The following is a 19,107-nucleotide window of genomic DNA, read 5'->3' on the forward strand; positions in this document are numbered from 1 at the left end:
CTCCAAGTCTATCCACTCAGTAGAGACATCGAGGCGGTCGATTTCGGCCATGGACATCCGAAGCTTCGACCGCCTCGTTCCTAACTTAACACCACCGTGGCAGTCGGACCAACGTATTTGACCTCGGAGCGCGTACCACGATAGCATGAGGTTTGTCATCGTGGGTTATGGCCGAGTGGGCTCGCGGACGGCAACGATCCTCGCCGAAGAGGGCCACGAGGTCGTCATCGTCGACAACGACATGGACCGCCTCGAGCGCGCCAGCGACGACGCGCTCGAGACGATCCGGGGGGACGGTGCCGACGAGGACGTTCTCGTCGACGCCGGGATCGAGAGCGCCGACGCGATCGGCACGTTCACGCCCGATCTCAACGCCAATTTCGCGGCCTGCATGGTCGGTACGCACCACGGCTGTCGGACCGTTCTGCGGATCGACGAGGACTACCGCGAGGACATCTACGAGAAGTATGCCGAGGAGGTCGACGAGATCATCTACCCCGAACGGCTCGGGGCTGCCGGCGCGAAGACGGCCCTGCTCGGCGGCGACTTCAACGTCGTGGCCGACCTCGCCGCGACCCTCCAGTTGACGGTCCTCGAGATTCGCGAGGGGTCGCCGGCGGTCGGCAAGCGAATGAGCGAACTCGACTTGCCCGAGTCCGCGCGGATCTACGCCCACGGTCGCGCCCGCGAGTCGCTGACGATTCCGCTCCCGGGGACCGAACTCGAGGTCGGCGACGAGGTCGCGCTCATCATCGAAAGCGATCGCACGGACGACGTTCGGTCGACCCTGTTGCCCGCGAACGCCTGATCGAGCGGATCGCTGTACCCGATTCGATTTCCGCTCGGGCGGTATCGTTCATCTGCTACTCTCAAAAGGGGGGAGAGGAACGGGAGTAGGCGCGCAGACGGCTGGATGGGGGAGGGGTGGGGAGACCGTCGCGCGCCTATTCCTTTCGTCACGCTGGGGCCCAATAAAACCGCGTCAGACGACCGACAGACGGGAGTCAGACTCGGTCGGTTTTACCCCGTCCGCGGTGGGCATCCGACCCACCGTCAGGCATCACTTGCCGCCCGGCGGCCGGCAGCAACGACTCGGCCGCGGTTCAGTTCCCGGCCTCGAGACGGAAGACGAGGACGTTCTGGTGGACCATCGAGGGGACGAACGAGAAGGGGTAGCCGTAGACGTGGAGGTCCTTCGTCGGATCGTACCAGATCAGGTTCGCCGCGAGCGTGAGCGGGGCGGTCGACTCGATCGCCCGCGCGAGGTCCGCCGAGAGGAACTCGTAGGACTGCTCGCGGTACATGTCGCCGATGAAGACGACGACGTGACCGTCCGGCGTGACGGCGTCGGTGAACCGGTCGAACTTGTCGGCCATGTCGGCGAGCCACTCGGCTTTCGTTCGTTCGCTGCCGCCTCCATCGTCCGCATCGGTGTCGACGGTCGCGTCACTGGCTTCGGCACCGCCGAACGATCCCAACTTGCTCTCGCGCGTTTCGCGCTCGTTGCGCGTCTGCTCGAGTTCGTCCATGTGCCAGTACGGAACGTCGGTCAGCAGGAGGTCCACGGAGTCGTCGGGGACGTCGGCGAGTAATTCGACGCAGTCCCCGTGGCGCATGTCTTGCTCGGCGAGGGGCGGGTCGCCGCGAGCGCGGCGCTCGTCGTTTTCCGCCTCGAGAACCTCCCGGTAGAGATCGACCCAGCGCTCGGTCCGTTCGAATCCGATTGCGTGCCGCAGGCCGGTCCCCTCGTGTTCGCAGAAACTCGCACCGAGCAGGGTGCCGCCGACGCCCGCAAAGGGATCGAGGACGGTGTCGCCGGCCTTGCTGAACCGGCCGATCAGGTCCGCACAGAGTCGCGGCGGTTTCTGGCCGCCGTGTTCGTTGCGCCGGTCGTGCTGGACGGCAGGCGGGTAGCCCTCGGCGATCACGGACTTCGTGGCGTATTTCCACTCCTTGCCCGTGAGGTCGTTCACTCGATTGCGCTCGTCGTAGATTCCGCGTCCCTCGACGTAGCGCTGGTGGTCGGCAAGGTCGTCGGTATCGATCACCTCGCCGTCTTCGACCGGCAGGGATTCCTCCCGTGCACGGTCGGCGTCGAACGCGCCGTCGTCGTCCGTGAACAGGCGGCTCTGGCGGTGTCGATCCCCGTCGTCTGCCATACCTCGAGTGCTCACTCGGGCCGCTTAAACGCTTGTGCCTCGGGTCGACCTGCGCGGGAGATCGGACCGCTGCGTGCCCGCCATTTTTGGCCGTTCGTCCGAAAGGCGACTGCTATCGATGGTGCTCCTCGAGGATGTCGTTCTGTTCGGCATCGCCGCCCTCGCTCTGTGGCTCGGCGCACGGTCGCTCGTGACCGGCGCATCTAGACTCGCCAGTGCGGCGGGCGTGTCCGCGCTCGTCGTCGGCCTCACTGTCGTCGCGTTTGGGACGTCAGCGCCGGAAATCGTGGTCTCGACCGGGGCCGCAGTCGAGGGTCGGGGTGACGTCGCGGTGGGAAACGTCATCGGTTCGAACGTGTTCAACACCGGCGTCATCCTCGGTCTCGTCGCCGTCATCACGCCGTTTCGCGTGATGGAATCGTTACTCCGCCGCGACGCGATCGCGATGGCGGGGTCGACGATCGTCGCAGCCGCCGTCCTCGCCGACGGCGTCGTTTCGCGACTCGAGGGGGCGATACTCCTCGTTCTCCTGACCTGCTATCTCGGTGTGCTCTGGGTCGCGATTCGAGCGGCAACCGACGGAGACGGCGGGCGAGCGGAACCGATCGACGGCGGTACGACCGCTCTCGCTGAGCGCGACCGACACGACGTTCGTGTCGGTATCGAGGGTGGACGCATCCTCGTCGGTCTCGTCCTCGTCATCGTCGGGGGGCGCGTCCTGGTCGATTCGGCAGTCGGACTCGCCCTCGCCGCCGGTGTTTCGGAGTGGGCGATCGGTGCGACGGTCGTCGCGGCCGGCACCTCGATCCCGGAACTCGTGACCTCCGTCGTGGCCGCTCGCGGGGACGGCGTCAGTATCGCCGCGGGGAACGTCATCGGATCGAACATTTTCAACGTCGTCGGCGTGCTGGGGATCGCCGCGGTGTTCCGGCCGCTCACCGCCGATCCGGCCGTCTTCGTTGCGTTGGCGTGGCTGGGCGTACTGACCGCGTTCGCCACGGCCGTGCTCGCGACCGGACGGCGGCTCACCCGCCTCGAGGGAGTCTCGCTCGTCGTTCTCGGGGTGGGCTACTCGGTCGTGAGTCTGATTCCGTGAGCCGCTGGACACCGACCGGATCGAACGCGTGCCGCCCCGAAAGCCCGGTGACACGAGTGTTAGCGAGACCATTTGTATCCAGCCACCCTCCGTTCGTGTATGAATATGCTCGTCGACGGCGAGTGGCGGACCGACGCCTACGAGTCGACTGGCGACGACGGCTCGTACGAACGCCAGACGACCCCCTTCCGGGACGAGGTTCGGGACGAACCCGACGCTCGGTTCCAGCCCGAGGCCGGCCGATACCACCTGTACGCCGCCTACGCCTGTCCGTGGGCTCACCGGACGCTGATAACGCGGGCACTGTTGGGACTCGAGGACGCGATCTCCGTCTCGATCGTCGACCCGTACCGCGACGCGGACGGCTGGCAGTTCACGCCGGACAAGGAGGGCTGTACGCGTGACCACCGCCACGACGCCGATTTCCTCCGCGAGTTGTACGTGCGCGCGGACCCGGACGCGACCTGTCGCGTAACGGTCCCGGTCCTCTGGGACAAGAAGGAGGGGACCATCGTCAACAACGAGTCCGCGGAGATCATGCGGATGCTCGACACCGAGTTCGACGACGTCGCGTCTCGAGACGTTGATCTCTATCCCGAGGGATACCGCGACGAGGTCGACCGGATCATCGACGAGATCTACGAGCCGATCAACAACGGCGTCTATCGGGCCGGATTCGCCACGGAGCAGGGGCCCTACGACGAGGCGGTCGACGACCTCTTTTCGGCGCTCGATCACTGGGACGAGGTGCTGGCCGATCAGCGCTACCTCGCCGGCGACCGACTGACCGAGGCCGATATCGCGATGTTCACGACGCTCGTTCGGTTCGATAACGTCTATCACACGCACTTCATGTGTAACGTCCAGTACATCCGCGAGTACGACAACCTCTGGCCGTACCTCCGTGATCTGTATCAGACGCCCGGCGTCGCCGGGACGGTGAACATGGCCCACATCAAAGAACACTACTACACGACCCACCCCGACGTGAATCCACACCGGATCGTCGCTCGCGGCCCCGATCTGCACTTCGAGGCTCCCCACGACCGCGACGACCGTCCGGGCGGACCGCCGTCCGATCTCGTCGCGGCGGCGCGTACCGACGACTAGCCGGACGGGACACTCGAGCGGAAACCGAACGGGCCGGCGGCGTTAGGACTCCGCGGCCGTTCGGTCGGCCTCGGCGTCTGCAACATCGGCGTCTTCGGCGTCCGATTCGTCGGCTTCGGTTTCCGGTTCGACGGAGTCGTGGCGGCCGGAGCCGGTGCGCCCGGACTCGCGACGCCAGGTTTCGAAGCTGTGCTCGAACTCCTCGTCCGCGACGAATACTTTCCAGAGAATCCAGACGGGAACGAGAACGGGGATCAACGGGATGAGAACGACCACGAGCACTGCGGCCATGATATAGCCGAACAGTGACATCTGGGTGTTCGGCCCGTAGCCCGTCGACTCGGACACCTTGACTGACATGTGCTCGGCTACGAACGTGTCGGTATTCCGTCTTTCGATCCCCTCGAGCGACCGCGATACCGATGCCGGCAGTCATCCTACCTGTCATTTCGATGGTGGGTTGGTCGAGTGACGACGCGACGCTCCCTACAGGTCGTAGGCCGTTTCGATCGCGAACGTCTCCTCGGGCTCCGGGACCCCGAATTCGGACTGGTGATCGACCGCGGCGGACCGGTCGAGCTCCCGGAAACCGTATTTGTACTCCGGCCCGCGCCGCACGAGTGGCTCCCCGAACACCGCGAGCGTCGGCCCGTACGCCGACGCCAGCGTCTCGAGCGTTTCCCGATCGACGACGACCCACTTGAACGACCCGCTGCCGTCGTCAAGGAGGAGCATGCGGACGTCGATCGCGGCGAGAACGGTGTCGTTCAGTGCCGTCCCGAGGGCTCGACACAGGCGACTCGAGTGCGCGCCGTCGGTCGGCGGGTATCGAAACGCGGCCGTCGCAACGGGGTCGTTCGCATCGTCGACCACGACCAGCCGGAACGCTCTGGGATGATCCGGATGCTCGGGTTCGATCCACTCGTCGCTCCCGATGCTCCGAAATTCGAACCCGTATCCGAACTCGGCCAGCGCTCTGTCGAGCGGCACCTCGAGAGTGCGTTTGTGGTGGTAGGTGTTGTCCGCGGTCACGCCGCGGCCGCTCTCGCTCAGGATGCCCTGTACCGTCCCGGTTTTCGCGCGTTCGGGATCGCTGCCGGTACCGAGCCCCCGTACAACGGCCCCGTCGACGGCGACCGCTTTCGTCGCGTCGCGTATCGAATCGGGAGCCTCGATCGCGCCGCCGACGATCTCCTCGTCGGAGAGACCGAACTGGCGAAGGACATCGACGACGTCCGCCGCAGCGGTGATCGCGTCGTCCGATGGAGAGTCGCGGGCCATGTTTCCCGTATGCGGCCGCGATACCATAATTCGTTCTGTCGCGTTGATATTCTGTTGTCAGGGGGCGGATTGCGGACGGAGTGGAGTCGCGGCCGTTCGTCCGCTGTCGGATCGCCTCATTCGTCGTTCAGAACCGTCTCGGCGTCGTCTCGTGGCCGATAGCCGAGGTCGCGCATCGTCTCGGACAGCGAGAGGAAGCGTTCGGCGTTGGCGGAGATTCCGTGTGCGGTCAGGGGCGACCCGCCAAGGGTTGCCGTCACGGCCGCGTTGAGCAGCCGCCGGCAGTCGTCGGGACTCAGCCACATCGCGCGGGCGTAGCGCTCGCCCGCACCGTCCCGCTCCTGACACTCCCGTCTGAGATCGTCACGGGTGAGCAGCCAGCCGATCCGCAGGTTCACCACCTCGAGGCCGTGGCGCTTCGCGTAGTACGATCCCATGGCTTCGCCGAAGACCTTGGTGACGCCGTAGTAGGTGTCGGGGTCCGCCGGATCGTCGGGTCGGACGATGGCCGGACGGCCCACGGTCGACTCCGGCCGGATTCCCGAGACGGTGTTTCGCATGTTGACCGCGTGGTTCGAACTCGCGAAGACCACCCGCTGGAGGTCGTGCTCGATCGCCGCTTCGAACGCGTTGTAGACGCCGCCGATGTTCGGCCCTCGCACCTCGTCCCACTCGGCCCGCGGCGACGGATTCGCCGCGAGGTGGAGCAACACGTCCTGGCCCTCGAGCGCGCTCGCGAACGCTTCGCGATCCTTGATCTCGAGGGGCTGGGTGTCGAGGTCGTCGGTCTCGCTGTGTGAGAAGCACGTGAGTTCGTGGCCGTCGTCCGGAAACGCCGCGATGGCTTCCCTCCCGACGGTCCCCGATGCGCCGGTGATTGCGATGGCCGTCATACGGACCGGACGGTCACGGCGCGGAAATAGATCGGGCCAGCGCCTTCCGGCCTCGCGCCGGCGACTCGAGATGGTGACGCAACGCTGTCAACGGTCGGCCGCAGACCTTTGTCCGACCCGATCGTACCCGGTCCCGTGACTGCCCCCACGACTTGGGAGGTCGAACTTCGCATCCCCGAGGACGCGGCTCTCGACGCCGCGGGCGAGTCCCGGACCATCGAGGTCCGCGAGGATCAGTCGATCCTCGCGGCGGCCCGATCGGCGGGCCTCTGGCTGTCGGCGGACTGCCAGCAAGGGTGGTGTATCACTTGCGGTGCGAAACTCCGCTCCGGCGAAGTCGATCACAGTCTGGCCAAACGATACTACCCGTCGGACGAGGCGGCGAACTTCGTTCTCACCTGCGTCGCTCGGCCCCGCTCCGACTGCGTCATCGAGGTCGAACAGTCCGAGGCACTGCTCCGGCATCGCGCCGACCACGACAAGCCGCCGGGGCGGTCGAAACTCGATTAGGGGCGAACGCGGTTCGACGTAACCGGACCCGGCACTTGCCCCACGGAACGTTTTCCGCCCCCGCGGCGTACCGGTGAGTATGGCCGACCCACAGTTTACGGGTCTCCTGCTCTACGACGGCGACTGCCCCTTCTGTTCGGCGGCTTCGACCGCGGTGCGACGCCTCGAGTCCGTCGGCGTCGTTCCGTGGGACGACCCGGCCGCACAGGAGTTCCTCGCGGCCCAGTTCGGCGACACTCCCTTCGCGCTCTTTTTCGTCGATATCGAGGCCGAAACGGTCTGGGCGGGGCGGGCTGCCGCCACCGAACTGTGCGAGCGGGCCGGACTGCCCGTGCTCGTCCGGGACATCGTCGACGAGAGCTACGAACGGGTCGCGGACGCCGTACAGTTCGTCTCGGGAACCGATCGAGAGATCGATCCCTATCACGACGCCTATCCGCTGTCCGACGACGCCGCGGCGCTGTTCGATACTCTCGCGACTGCCGGGACGCGGACCCATAGTCCGGACGCCTGAGATTGGTTTCGGCGGCCCGGCCACGACCCTCGTGGGCGAGCGGTTCGATCAAGCGACCGCTCGATTACTGCACCTCGATCGAACCGCGTCTCGAGTACGGCAGTGCCGACCCGATCCGCTACGCCGGATTCGGCGCGGGCAAGGCACGGCGATCCCGCGGCGGCACGAGGTAGTTCGCCCGGTTGCGGACGCTGATATACTGGAGGATGCCGTTGTTCGTCCGCGAGTTGACCGATCCCTCGGTGAGGTCGCTGCCGGTCATCGCCCGCCGCGTCGTCACGAAGTCCTCGATCGAACGCTGCAGGGAGAGGAAGTGGAGGGCAGCCCGGTCGTCGTCGGTCGAGTCGAAATCCCGTCGGAGAATGATCGGTTCGCCGTCCTCGCGGGCGCGAGCCGCCTTTTGCGCGTGACCGACCGTTCCCTCGTTTCGCGCGTCGTCGGCCGCGCTCCCGCCGACCTCGGCGATCCGGCTCGAGTCGCCGAGATTGTGGCCGGCCCCCTCGACGAGCCCGTCTTCGGCGTGGGCCGGGGAGAACATCTTGGCGACGCGCTGGTCGCGGCTGTCCTGTTCGTACCACTGGTGGAGGTGCAGCTGGATCTTCGAGAGGTGAATCGTCGTGCCGCCGGCGAACGGGCCCTCGTCGATCGTCACGCGGTCCTCGCTGGCCTGGGTCTTCCTGAACCCCGATTTGAATCCCATAAACAGCGGCGCGTCCGCCGGAACGGGTTCGCCGTCGGGAATGCCGCTGACGCCGGCCTGGTTGTCCGCCGGGAGGCCGCGGCCGATGAATCCCGTCCGGCGCTCGGCCACGTCGAAGACGCCCGCGAGCGAGCCCTCGACCGCGAGGCCGTTCAGTTCGTCGAGGTCGCCTTTCAGGGCTTCCTCGGCGCTGAGCGTGACGTGGCCGTAGTCGCTGGCCAGATGGACGAGCGCGTCGTACGCGTCGAGTTGCGGGTCCTCGATCGGCGCGAGCGCTTCGGGCGCGGGCAGATCGACGCCGTCGGGGAGGGCGGTATCGAACCGATCGAAGTAGTTCGGCCCGTAGCCGATCGTAAACGCCAGCCCCTCGTTTCCGCGCTTGTAGGCCCGTTCGAGGGTTCGAAGCGCGGCCTCGAGTCGCTCGCGTTCGCGTTCGACCTCGGCCGGGCCGTCGCCGACGTACTCGAGGCCGAGCAGGAGGTGGTGTTCGGGTGGGACGACGTTCCCGTGGTCGTCCGTGGCGAGGAACTCGTTCCAGGCGTGTTGGCGGTCGGGGAGTTCGTCCGGCGCGAGAGCGGCCTGCGGGACGTCTTCGGGCTCCTCGCGCTGGAGACAGGCGGACAGTGCGCTCGCACCACCGATGGCGACGGCACTGCGGACGAACGCGCGACGCGAGAGGCCGTGATCCGAACCGTTCATACGCGACCTTCGGGGGCTGACGAGTAAGGATATTGCGGTCACCCTATCGGGTGCACGTCCGACGAAATCCCGACGTTCGCGGGCTGCAGTTGCAAGCAAAGATTCATGCAGCGAGTGCTGGGAGTGGGTCGGTGGATGTCAAACGACAAACCACACGCGGCGGGCACCGTCGATGCAGGGGAGACGAGCGAGCGCGTCGGCATGGCCGTCCTTCGCGAACGGGGACTCGAGCCCGAGGACCTGCGCGAGAAACTGATCGACGCCATCGGTGCCGAATTCACGACGTACTACTACTACACGAACCTGCGAATGCACCTCGCCGGTCACGAGGATTACAAGGAGATCACCGAGGATGCCCGCCTCGAGGACCGGGCGCACTTCGAGTTGGTCGCACCGCGGGTGTACGAACTCGGCGGTGCGCTCCCCAACGACATTCGCGAGTTCGCGGATCGGGCGTCCTGTCCCGACGCCGCGGTCCCGGTCCCGATGGCCGGCGACGGGAGCTTCGATACCGATTCGCTCAGCGCCGAGGGCATCCTCGAGGTACTGCTCGAGGCCGAACGCTGTGCCATTCGAACGTGGTCGGAGATCTGTGACATGACCCACGGCGTCGATCCGCGCACCTACGACATGGCCCAGCGCATCCTACAGGAGGAGATCGAACACGAGGCGTGGTTCGTCGAACTCCTCTCGATGGAGCGCGACGGCGAGATCAATCCGGCCGGCCACTTCGTCCGGGGTGAGCCGGGCGATGCGCCGCTCTCGACGAACCGGCGGTTCAACGACAGCGCATAGGCGACAGGCACCCTCCGCGGGAGAGACGGTGGCGTTTCGACCGATACAGCCATCCCGCTGAGCGTGGTAGTAAGTTGCATGAACCAGGTCGAGGTCTTCGTCGAGATCGACGCCCCGCCCGCGGTCGTCTGGGAAGCGCTTCTCGCCTTCGACACGTATCCCGAATGGGACCCGATCAGCCGGACGATCGAAGGGGTTGCAGTCGATCCCTCGATGCAACGGACCGGGGACGCGTCGGCCGACCTCGGGCGGTTCCTCGACGGCCCGATGGCCATCACCGTCGAACCCACCCGCCGACTCGCCTGGCTCGACCGGCTCGTGGTCCCGTTCGCGTTCGACCGCTACCACGAGTTTCACCTCGAGCCGATCGACGACGGGCGGCGCACGCGGCTGCTCCAGCGCGAAACCGTTCGCGGCGCGTTCGTCCCGCTGGTCTTCGACGCGGCCCGCGTCGAACGGGCGTTCGTCGCGATGAACGAGGCGATCGCGACCCGCGCCGAGCGACGGGCGAGCGCGACTCCGTGACCGCGCCCCTCCGTCCGACGTGCAGGAGTGCCGGCGTCGTATCCGTCATCGTCGGGCGGTGGTCGAGCGTTCGCGGTGAGTCACTGTCCACCGTCGGCGACGGTCAGGAGAAAGTACTTATATATCGGTTTACAACTCGGGACCGACTCGGTAGTTGGCATGACAGGAGCCTCGTCCGAATCCGCGACTGCGACCGGCGGCGCGACGACGACGCGCGCTGCTGTTCGGGTGCTCGTCCGATCGCGTCTCGGAATCGATCCGCGGGCGCTGGCCGCGTTCCGGATCGGGCTGGGGCTGGTCGTCGTGCTCGATCTGATCGTCCTCCGAGCCCCGGGACTGGTCACGTTCTATACGGACGCGGGAATCCTCCCGCGGTCCACCCTCGACGAACTGTCGCCGACGCTCGCACGCTGGTCGCTGTACGCCCTGTCGGGCTCGGTATGGGTGCAAGCCCTCTTGCTCGCTGTCACCGGTGCTCTCACGGTGTGTGTGCTGCTCGGCTACAGACATCGACTCGCGGCCATCGGATCGGCGCTTCTCCTCACATCGCTGCACGCTCGCAACCCGTACCTGGTCAACGGCGGTGACACGATACTCATCTCGTTGCTGCTTTTCGCGGCGGTGCTCCCCCTCGACGCTCGGTGGGCGATCCGTCCTCGCCAGCGCGACTCCCGCGACGGACAGCGCGTGGTTTCGACGGCGACCGCCCTCCTCCTCTTGCACGTCGTCGTTATCTACGCGATCAACGCGGTTCTCAAGTTCCGGAGCGAGGAGTGGCTCTCCGGCATCGCGGTCCAGCGTATCTTTCGACTCGAGAGCTTCACCGGGTATCTGGGGCCGACGATCGCGGACTATCCCGCCCTCCTGACCGCGATCAACTGGCTCTGGGTCGCCGTTCTCTCGGCGTCGGTCCTGCTCGTGCTCGCGACCGGCCGGCTCCGAACCGCGACCGTCGCCGCCTACGTCGGCGCACATCTCAGCATGGCAGCGACGATGCGTCTGGGTATGTTTCCGCTGATTATGGTCACCGTCCTGGTGGTCTTTCTCCCGCCGCCGGTCTGGGACCGGCTCGAGCACCTCGGTTCGGCAACCGGGCTCGCACGCCGACTCGGCGCGCTTCGGCCACGCGGCGAGCGAACCGAGGCGGGATCGATGTCCCGGTCCGTGCTCTCACCGCGCGTCCGACGCGGCACGCGACTCGCCGCGGCGGCGCTTCTCGTCTGTGTGTTCCTCGCTGCGGCGAGTTGGCAGGTCACGGCGGCGGGTCTGGTCGACAACCCGAGTGCGGGCGGCGACAGCGTTCTCGAACACTCGAGTTGGGCCTTTTTCGCGCCGAACCCGCCCGATACGTACAGTTGGTACGTCGTCGAAGCGACCGACGCGGCCGGGGAGTCGACCGATCTCCTTCGCGGCGGACCGGCGACGTTCGACGGCCCGCCCGACGTCGCCGCGCGGTATTCGTCGACGCTCTGGGAGCGGTACGGACGGAAAGGACAGGGTGCAGGCGAACCCGCGCGCGAGGCCGCGGGATCGTACTTCTGTGCGCAGGCCCCCGATGGCGTCGAGTCGGTAACGATCTATCGCGTCGATCAGTCGGTCGATGCGAACGGCCCGGTCGGCGAGCCGACGCCCCACGAACTGATCGTCAGTCGGTGTTGACGGCCTTCGACGGGTCGACGGTATACGACCGCGGGCGGCCGTCTTCCGAGCGACACACCGAGCGGTGCGATCGCTGCCGGCCGCCGCTCCCGTCCGCAGGTTCAAGTACGGACACGCGGCCAGACTCGCCGTGAGCACCGAACTGCATTCCCGCTTGCGCCTCGAGTGGCTCGATTCGCACCGTTTCGACCGGGTGGCCGATGGGACATAGAGCCCTCGTCGCCTACCGGCGGCCGGATCGCCTCTACGACCTGCGATACAGTCACTGGGGCGGTGAGACGCTATCGCTCGCGGACGAGATCACGGCGACGACGCCCCTCGCGGACGGCGCGGTCGAGGGGCCCCTGTTGGCGGCCTCGATCACGCTCGAGCGAATCCTCCGGGACCACCTCGAGCCCTGCGTGCACGAGGCGTTCTTTCTCGTCGCCCCGGCGGACGACTACGGCGTCGAGGCGTATCGCGTCTGCTGGCTCGAGTGGGGCGACGGTCGCGGCGGCGACCGCGGCGCGATCGTCCCAACGCGGCCCGCCGATGAAGGGGTAGTCACGGTCTGGTTTCGCGCGACCAAGACGGCTCTGGGCGATGTCATCGAGATGGGGGCGCTCCCGCGACGGGCGGCACGGGCGTATCTCGAGGCCCGCGTCTGTGAGGAGCGAGACGGAATCCCGTACACGTACGGCGAGTCGACCGGCGGCGAGTCGACGGATACGCCCACACCGGACCGCTGGTTCGCGGCCGCGAACCGCGACGAACCGACGGACGAGAGTGTCGAGTTCGAGGAGTGAGTCCGAAGCGGGCTCGGACTCACTCCGTCCAGCGAGCGTCCGCGAGCGTCCGCTGGACGGCCTCGTTGCCGACCGCCTCTGCCAGCGTCTCGAACCCGGCCCGCTCGGTCCGGGTGCCGGCGTTGGCAACCAATCGCGAGACGATGAACTCCGGCGTCGACCGGCCCACGGTGTCGAACCGGGGCTGATAATCGACGCGCAACTCGAGGTCGGGGTCGAGCCCCTCGGCGAAGATACCGTCGACCCGCGCTTCGGGCGGCAGGGGCTCTAAGTCGTCCGCGAGGTGGGTGACGAACACACCCAGCGCCTCGCGGTCGACCGAGAGCGTGACGAGCCCGTGGAGCAGGTCCGCCGCGCTGCCGGGTTCCGTGATCGCCTCGAATTCGTCGACCAACAGCAGGGTACGACCCGCCGCCGAGAGCGGCGGGACGATCGAGCGCAGCGTCGATTCGAGGACGCCGGCGTTGAAACTCGCGTGCCGGCGGTGAAAGACCAGCGAGTCGACGGGCGTCACCTCGGCCCGGTCGGCGGGAACCGGCAGTCCCATCATCGCGAGCAAGACGACCTGACACAGCGTCTCGAGGACGGTCGTCTTCCCGCCGCTGTTGGCCCCCGTCAGGATGGCGACACGTTCCTCGCCGGGAACCGCGGTGACGCCGTCGGGCACGCTCGGGATACCGTGCTCCCCGAGCGCGTAGGTGACCGGCTGGACCGACTCGTCGTCGCGGGCTGCGAGGCGCAGGTTGCGCGCATTGACGACGGAGACCGCGGCGTCGTCCTCCGCGACGAATATGGGGCGAGTACAGCCGTACTCGAGCGCGAACCGTGCCAGCGAAAGGTGCAAGGCGATGTCGTCGACCGCTTCGACGGCCCGGTCGACCGCGTCGCGTGCATCGGCCAGCGCGTCCTCGAAATCGGTCGCGACGGTCCGCTCGCGCTCGTCGACCGCTTCGGTGAGGTCACGCCGAAGCGTCCGCAGCGTGTCGCCGACGAAGTCGGTCGCGTCCGTCGCGTCGGTGGGCATCGCGTCCCGCACCCGGTCGATCGTCACGTCCGTCTCGGTCAACAGGCGGTCCTCGAACGACTGGCGGAACCCCTCGGCGTCGTGGACGCCGTCGGCGCGCAGGTCCTCGATCAGCGCGAGCGCGTTCGCGTCCATATCCTCGACGGCCCCGAGTGCGTCCCGGAGGCGATCGAGGTCCCGGTCGGCACCCTTTCGCACGCGGCCGTTGTCGAGTGTCCCCAGCGCCTCGGCGGCCGTCGCGAGTTGCTCGCGCTCGAGGTCAGCGATTACGGCAAACGGGCCGGAATCGACGCCGGCCGCGAGCAGCGCGAGCGCGGCCTCGACGGCGGCGTGTTCGCTGCCGTCGCGCTCGTCGTAGCGTTCGTAGGCCTCGAGCACGGCGGTCCGATCGTCTTCGGAGAGCGCGGCCCAAGCGTCTCGTGCCGCGAGCACGTCGTCGAGACGCTCGTTCATCGCCTCACGGCTGTGGAGCGGCGTTAGCACTCGGATTCGGTCGGCTGCACGCTGGGTGACGGCGTGGTCGACCGCCAGATCCAGCAGGTCCTTGTACGCCGCGCGGGAGTCACTGGTCGCCAACACGTCCATCCCCGACCCGTCGGTCGCGCGACGGAGGATCCGCGTCGCTCGGCCGCGGGCGAGTCCGGCATCGGACAGCGCCCGCACATCGCCGCTTTCGATCGCCCGGATCGCCGCCGTTCTTCCCAACTCGTCGACCAGTGTCGCCCGCGTCTTCGGGCCGACTCCCCAGTACTCCTCGAGTCGCATACGTGGGGCACTCGCGGCGAGTGTCTTGAACACTGTTCATTGGCCGCCGTGGTCTCCGCACAACGACTGCCCGGGCCGGTGTTCGCCTACAGCGGCAGCGAGACGCAGCGGCGGGTTCTCGAATACCACCGCGTGTCCACACACAACATATACACGGGTATGCGTACTAGGCTGGTCTTCGGAGAGCTGAACAAGCACAAACACGGGGGTTTTTATCGGCTCGGTGCCCTACTGACTTCCATGACTGATGGGCGGGGCGAAACTCCCCGGCGAACAGGAATGACCGAAAAGTGCGGCGTCGTCGGCGTCTCACTCGACGGTCGAGACGCGGCACGTCCGTTGTACTACGCGCTCTATGCACTCCAGCATCGCGGCCAGGAGTCGGCCGGGATCGTTACGCACGACGGGTTTCAACAGCACAGCCACGTCGAAATGGGGCTCGTGGGGGACGCGTTCGGGGAGGACGACCTCGACGCGCTCTCCGGCGCAGCGGGGATCGGCCACGTGCGGTATCCGACGGCCGGCTCGGTCGACTCCTCCTGTGCACAGCCGTTCTCCGTCTCGTTTAAGAGCGGATCGCTCGGGCTCTCGCACAACGGGAACCTCGTCAACGCCGACGAGATCCGCGACGAACTCGCTGCCGCGGGCCACGCCTTTACCAGCGACGGCGACACCGAGGTCATCGCCCACGACCTCGCCCGGAACCTCCTCGAGGAGGACCTCGTACGAGCGGTCAAGCACACGATGGGCCGCATTCACGGCTCGTACTCGCTGACGATCACCCACGACGACACGGTTCTCGGCGTGCGCGATCCACAGGGGAACCGGCCGCTGTGTATCGGCGAACTCGAGGACGGCTACATGCTCGCCTCGGAGTCGGCGGCGATCGACACCCTGGACGGGGACCTGGTCCGGGACGTTCGGCCGGGCGAACTCGTCGTCCTCCAGGCGGACGGCGCGGGGTTCGATTCCTACCAGCTCGTCGATACCGAGAACACCGCCCATTGTTTCTTCGAGCACGTCTACTTCGCGCGACCCGACAGCGTCATCGACGAGACGCTCGTCTACGAGGCGCGGCGCAACCTGGGACGCGAACTCTGGGAGGAAAGCGGCGTCGAGACCGACGTCGTGATGCCGGTTCCCGACTCGGGGCGTGCCTTTGCCTCGGGGTACGCCGACGCCGCAAGCGAGACGACCGCCGACGGCGAACCGCGGGATGCGGACGATGACGGCGTCGAGTTCGCCGAGGGGCTGATGAAGAACCGCTACGTCGGCCGGACGTTCATCATGCCGACGCAAGACGAACGCGAACGCGCGGTCCGGCTCAAACTCAACCCGATCAAATCGACGATCGAAGGCAAGACCGTCACCGTCATCGACGATTCGATCGTCCGCGGCACCACGTCGACCCAACTCGTCCAACTCCTGAAGGACTGCGGAGCCGAGGCGGTCCACGTCCGTATCGGCGCTCCCGCGATCGTCGCCCCCTGCTACATGGGTATCGACATGGCCACCCGCGACGAACTGATCGCCGCGGACAAATCGACCGCCGAAATCCGCGACGAGATCGCCGCCGACAGCCTCGCCTACCTCTCGACCGACGCCGTCGCCGACGTGCTCGGCAAGGACCGCATCGATCTCTGTCTGGGCTGTGTCACCGGCGAGTACCCCTACGACATCGACGGCGAGGAGACCGATCGTGACGTGAGCCGGCCCGACGTGGGCGGCCAGCAACTCCCCGCGGACGACTAGAACACCGAACGCATCTTCCTTCCCCTCCACTCGCTTCGCTCGCTCCGGACGAGTCCGAGGCCAAGTCAGGTTACGACCGGTGACTCCCCGCGGAGTGACCTACCGCAGACAGGCCGCCACGACCTCGAGCATGCCCTCGCCGCGGACCTCCTCGGCGAACAGGGGGACGCGGCGAACGTCGGTCCCCCGGAAGAGGTCCTGTGCCTCGGCTAACGCGCCCTGCTGGACGTCCCAGCGGCGCTGACAGAACTCGCAGTCGTCGAGGTTCGGCTGCAGGAACTCGCCGTCGATGTCGTCGGTCACGTTCGACAGCGGTTCCATCACCCGATTGACGACGACGGTGCCGACCGGAATCCCGAACTCCTCGAGTTGCTGGCGCAGGCGCTTGGATTCGAAGACGCTCATCTCCTCGGGCACCATGACGATCCGAAAGTCCGTCCGCGCGGGGTCGCGCAGGGCCGCCCGCAGGCGCTCGATGCGCTCGCGAAGGACCTCCAGGTCCTCGAGGTCGTCGCCGTCGTCCGGCGTCTCGCCGCCGAACATCCCCTTGACGCCATCGAGCATTCCGCCGAGGCGCTGGCGGAGTTTCATCAGTCGACCCATCATCGTGTCCATGATTTCGGGGAGTTGCAGCAGGCGGAGCGTGTGTCCGGTCGGGGCCGTGTCGATGACGACCCGCTCGAAGCGCGCGTCGTCCATGTACTCGAGCAGGAGTTGCATGGCGGCGGCCTCGTCGGCACCGGGCATCGCGCCGCCCAAGAGGGCGTCCATCGGCGAGTCGCCGCCGAGCATGTCGCCGAGGCCGCCAAGCGGCCCGCCCTCGTCCCCCTCGCCGGGGAACGGGGAGCCGCCCGCCTCACTGCCCGCGAAGTGGTCCGTCTCGTCCGCTCCCCCACCTGCCCCGCTGAAGGGCGTGTCTCCCTCCTCGAGCGCGGTTTCGGGATCGATCTCGGCCGCGTACAGCGGCACGTCGTCCCGGATTCGGCCGGGTTCCGCCGGGATGTCGGTCTCGAAGGTGTCGGACAGCGAGTGGGCCGGATCGGTCGAGACGACCAGTGTCGGTGTCCCGCCGCGGGCGCTGTCCAGCGCCGTCGCCGCTGCCATCGTCGTCTTGCCGACGCCGCCTTTCCCGCCGTAGAGGACGTAGTCGGGGCCGTCCATCGGCTCGTCGGACGGCTCGACGTCGATGGTCTCGCGCTCGGCCGGGTCCCCGTCGTCGACGGAGTCGGTCGGCGTCACCTCGATGGTGTGGTCGCCGTCGTCGCGCTCGCTCGTCGCCTCCTCCTCGTCGACCGGTTCGACGTCGATGCCGCTCATACGCCGCTTTTCCCGGTCCCGACACGAGTATTCGTCGGTCTCCGGCGGCGGGGCACGCCGCCCGCGACGTTAGTTCTTCGGCGTCACGTCGAACGTCGGCGTGGCACCGCGGATGGCATCAGCGAGCGCCAGACAGATCGGAACCGTCCACAGCGTCGCGTACAGGGCCTGCGTAAGCGGGTTCGAGACCAGCGAGTACCGGAACCGATCCCACCGGCTGTCGAACGTGACCGCCTCCCAGGCCGCACGGTACGACCGCCAGCTATAGTACCACCAGACGATGCCGTTGAACGCGATGACCGGGGTCAGCGACGCGGGGACGACTCCTGTCGAGTCGGTGACGGTCAGCCACAGGACGGCGAGTCCGGCCGGCAGGCCAAGGACGTTCGTCACCGACAGGAGTTGGGTCAACACGGTTCCCGCCCAGAACCGACCGCGCTCGCGCCCCGACCAGCCCGGCGTCAGCAGGTGCCGGTACGGGCCGCGAACCCAGCGGCGTTTCTGCCGGACCCAGGCCTCGAGGCCGGCCGGACAGAGGTCCTGTACGTAGCGGTCGATGATGCCGAGGGTACAGCCCCGTTCGTGGGCCGCAACGCCTAACGCCATATCCTCGGTCACCGCGTCGAGTTGCCACCGGTCGAGTTCGTACAGAACGGTGGCCGACGTGAAGTACGCCTTCCCGAGCAGTTGGTAGGGGCCGTCGGCCGAGTTCGCATAAATGAGGTCGGACCACGCCGCGATCCCCATCGACTCGAGCAGCGGGAGGAGTCCGTCGTCGACGTTTCGCGCCGTCTGTTTCGCCTGGACGATGTCGTACTCCGTGAGGCCGGCGACGGCGAGTTCGAACGTGTCGAGGGGGACCTGCGTGTCCGAGTCGAAGACCGTTACGACGTCGTCGGGCGCGAGCGAGAGCGTCGTGAACGCGTAGGTCAGGGCGGCGGCCTTCGTCCGCGGGACACCCGTCCCACTGAACGTCCAGTCCCCGGGCGAGCGATCGGCCGCGAGCGCCGCCCGATCGACGGCGACGAACTCGACGTCGAGGTCGTCCTCGCGAGCGGCGGCGGACTCGCGGACCGCCGACACGGTCGGATCGTCGGGTTCGTGGATCACGGAGACGGAAACGGCCGCCGTGGGATACCGCTGGGCGGCGATGTTGTCGAGGGTCTCCGCGAGAACCGCCGGCGTCTCGCGGTAGATCGGCACGAGAACGCGGACCCGACGGACCGCCGACTGTGGAAGCCGGCAACCCGATCGGGCCGTCGGTCGCGGCTCGCTCGCCGGCCGGCTCACGTCCGTCGATGGGGGATCGGCTCCACCACTCACTCCCCCATCAGACCGTGCCGGTACCCGAGTACGGTCGAGATCCGTTCCCGCGACGACTCGCTCGAGGGTCCCGTCATCGACCAGGGCGTCGGGCCGACGAACGAGCAGCGACACCAGCGCGCCGTTGCCGACGCAGTAAGCCAACTGGGTCAGGACGAACACCGCGACGACGGCCTCGAGAAGCATTACGCGGGTAGTCG

Annotated in this window: 19 protein-coding genes; 10 read left to right on the plus strand and 9 right to left on the minus strand. The window is 67.4% G+C overall.

Annotated features, from left to right (window positions below):
* Positions 1–145 precede the first annotated feature (145 nt).
* Positions 146–808 (plus strand): potassium channel family protein, encoded by a 663-nt coding sequence (locus C487_RS04510; protein ID WP_049907926.1) that lies wholly within the window; start codon positions 146–148, stop codon positions 806–808.
* A gap of 295 nt (positions 809–1,103) precedes the next feature.
* Here the strand turns inward: C487_RS04510 and C487_RS04515 are convergent, their stop codons facing one another.
* Positions 1,104–2,159: a DNA methyltransferase gene (locus C487_RS04515; protein ID WP_006184503.1), complete on the minus strand. Its 1,056-nt coding sequence runs from the start codon at positions 2,157–2,159 to the stop codon at positions 1,104–1,106.
* A gap of 118 nt (positions 2,160–2,277) precedes the next feature.
* On the opposite strand from C487_RS04515, the gene C487_RS04520 reads away from it, so the two are divergent.
* Entirely contained in the window at positions 2,278–3,255 is a 978-nt protein-coding gene (locus tag C487_RS04520; RefSeq protein ID WP_006184504.1) for a calcium/sodium antiporter, read from the plus strand.
* Between the two features lie 99 nt (positions 3,256–3,354).
* Positions 3,355–4,365: a glutathione S-transferase family protein gene (locus C487_RS04525; protein ID WP_049907928.1), complete on the plus strand. Its 1,011-nt coding sequence runs from the start codon at positions 3,355–3,357 to the stop codon at positions 4,363–4,365.
* Between the two features lie 42 nt (positions 4,366–4,407).
* Here C487_RS04525 and C487_RS04530 read toward each other — a convergent pair whose 3' ends face one another.
* The 3 genes from C487_RS04530 to C487_RS04540 form a co-directional block, all read right to left on the minus strand.
* A complete protein-coding gene (locus tag C487_RS04530; protein WP_006184506.1) occupies positions 4,408–4,725 on the minus strand; it encodes a DUF7535 family protein in 318 nt (105 codons plus the stop codon).
* 126 nt (positions 4,726–4,851) lie between these two features.
* Complete coding sequence (locus tag C487_RS04535; protein ID WP_006184507.1) at positions 4,852–5,646, minus strand: hypothetical protein; 795 nt, start codon at positions 5,644–5,646, stop codon at positions 4,852–4,854.
* A gap of 116 nt (positions 5,647–5,762) precedes the next feature.
* Positions 5,763–6,539, minus strand: coding sequence for an NAD-dependent epimerase/dehydratase family protein (locus C487_RS04540; protein WP_006184508.1), 777 nt, complete (start codon positions 6,537–6,539; stop codon positions 5,763–5,765).
* A 135-nt stretch (positions 6,540–6,674) separates the two neighbouring features.
* Between C487_RS04540 and C487_RS04545 the strand changes: the two genes are divergently transcribed.
* Positions 6,675–7,049 carry a 2Fe-2S iron-sulfur cluster-binding protein gene (locus tag C487_RS04545; protein ID WP_049907939.1) on the plus strand — a complete coding sequence of 125 codons (375 nt, stop codon included), beginning with the start codon at positions 6,675–6,677 and terminating at the stop codon, positions 7,047–7,049.
* 79 nt (positions 7,050–7,128) lie between these two features.
* Entirely contained in the window at positions 7,129–7,563 is a 435-nt protein-coding gene (locus C487_RS04550) for a thiol-disulfide oxidoreductase DCC family protein (RefSeq protein ID WP_006184510.1), read from the plus strand.
* A gap of 118 nt (positions 7,564–7,681) precedes the next feature.
* Here C487_RS04550 and C487_RS04555 read toward each other — a convergent pair whose 3' ends face one another.
* A complete protein-coding gene (locus tag C487_RS04555) occupies positions 7,682–8,962 on the minus strand; it encodes a DUF7405 family protein (protein ID WP_006184511.1) in 1,281 nt (426 codons plus the stop codon).
* A 135-nt stretch (positions 8,963–9,097) separates the two neighbouring features.
* On the opposite strand from C487_RS04555, the gene dps reads away from it, so the two are divergent.
* The 3 genes from dps (at position 9,098) to C487_RS04570 (ending at position 11,941) form a co-directional block, all read left to right on the plus strand.
* The gene (gene dps, locus C487_RS04560) at positions 9,098–9,757 is read left to right on the plus strand and encodes a DNA protection during starvation protein (protein WP_006184512.1); all 660 of its coding nucleotides are present in this window, start codon (positions 9,098–9,100) and stop codon (positions 9,755–9,757) included.
* A 78-nt stretch (positions 9,758–9,835) separates the two neighbouring features.
* On the plus strand, positions 9,836–10,282 hold the full coding sequence (locus C487_RS04565) for an SRPBCC domain-containing protein (protein ID WP_006184513.1): 447 nt from the start codon (positions 9,836–9,838) through the stop codon (positions 10,280–10,282).
* Between the two features lie 159 nt (positions 10,283–10,441).
* Positions 10,442–11,941 carry an HTTM domain-containing protein gene (locus C487_RS04570; protein ID WP_006184514.1) on the plus strand — a complete coding sequence of 500 codons (1,500 nt, stop codon included), beginning with the start codon at positions 10,442–10,444 and terminating at the stop codon, positions 11,939–11,941.
* Here C487_RS04570 and C487_RS04575 read toward each other — a convergent pair.
* The gene (locus C487_RS04575; RefSeq protein WP_006184515.1) at positions 11,928–12,122 is read right to left on the minus strand and encodes a hypothetical protein; all 195 of its coding nucleotides are present in this window, start codon (positions 12,120–12,122) and stop codon (positions 11,928–11,930) included. The two genes, C487_RS04570 and C487_RS04575, sit on opposite strands and share 14 nt — an antisense overlap.
* Before the next feature lie 19 nt (positions 12,123–12,141).
* Between C487_RS04575 and C487_RS04580 the strand changes: the two genes are divergently transcribed.
* A complete protein-coding gene (locus C487_RS04580; protein WP_006184516.1) occupies positions 12,142–12,726 on the plus strand; it encodes a DUF6735 family protein in 585 nt (194 codons plus the stop codon).
* A 19-nt stretch (positions 12,727–12,745) separates the two neighbouring features.
* Here the strand turns inward: C487_RS04580 and C487_RS04585 are convergent, their stop codons facing one another.
* Positions 12,746–14,515, minus strand: coding sequence for a MutS-related protein (locus tag C487_RS04585; RefSeq protein WP_006184517.1), 1,770 nt, complete (start codon positions 14,513–14,515; stop codon positions 12,746–12,748).
* 279 nt (positions 14,516–14,794) lie between these two features.
* Between C487_RS04585 and purF the strand changes: the two genes are divergently transcribed.
* Entirely contained in the window at positions 14,795–16,267 is a 1,473-nt protein-coding gene (gene purF / locus C487_RS04590; RefSeq protein WP_006184518.1) for an amidophosphoribosyltransferase, read from the plus strand.
* A 99-nt stretch (positions 16,268–16,366) separates the two neighbouring features.
* Here the strand turns inward: purF and C487_RS04595 are convergent, their stop codons facing one another.
* Together C487_RS04595 and C487_RS04600 are read right to left on the minus strand one after the other, a co-directional pair.
* Positions 16,367–17,584: an ArsA family ATPase gene (locus C487_RS04595; protein ID WP_006184519.1), complete on the minus strand. Its 1,218-nt coding sequence runs from the start codon at positions 17,582–17,584 to the stop codon at positions 16,367–16,369.
* 69 nt (positions 17,585–17,653) lie between these two features.
* The gene (locus C487_RS04600) at positions 17,654–19,093 is read right to left on the minus strand and encodes a glycosyltransferase (RefSeq protein WP_006184520.1); all 1,440 of its coding nucleotides are present in this window, start codon (positions 19,091–19,093) and stop codon (positions 17,654–17,656) included.
* Positions 19,094–19,107 lie beyond the last annotated feature (14 nt).

It is taken from the genome of Natrinema pallidum DSM 3751, from assembly GCF_000337615.1.
In the GTDB taxonomy this organism is placed as follows: Archaea; Halobacteriota; Halobacteria; order Halobacteriales; family Natrialbaceae; genus Natrinema; species Natrinema pallidum.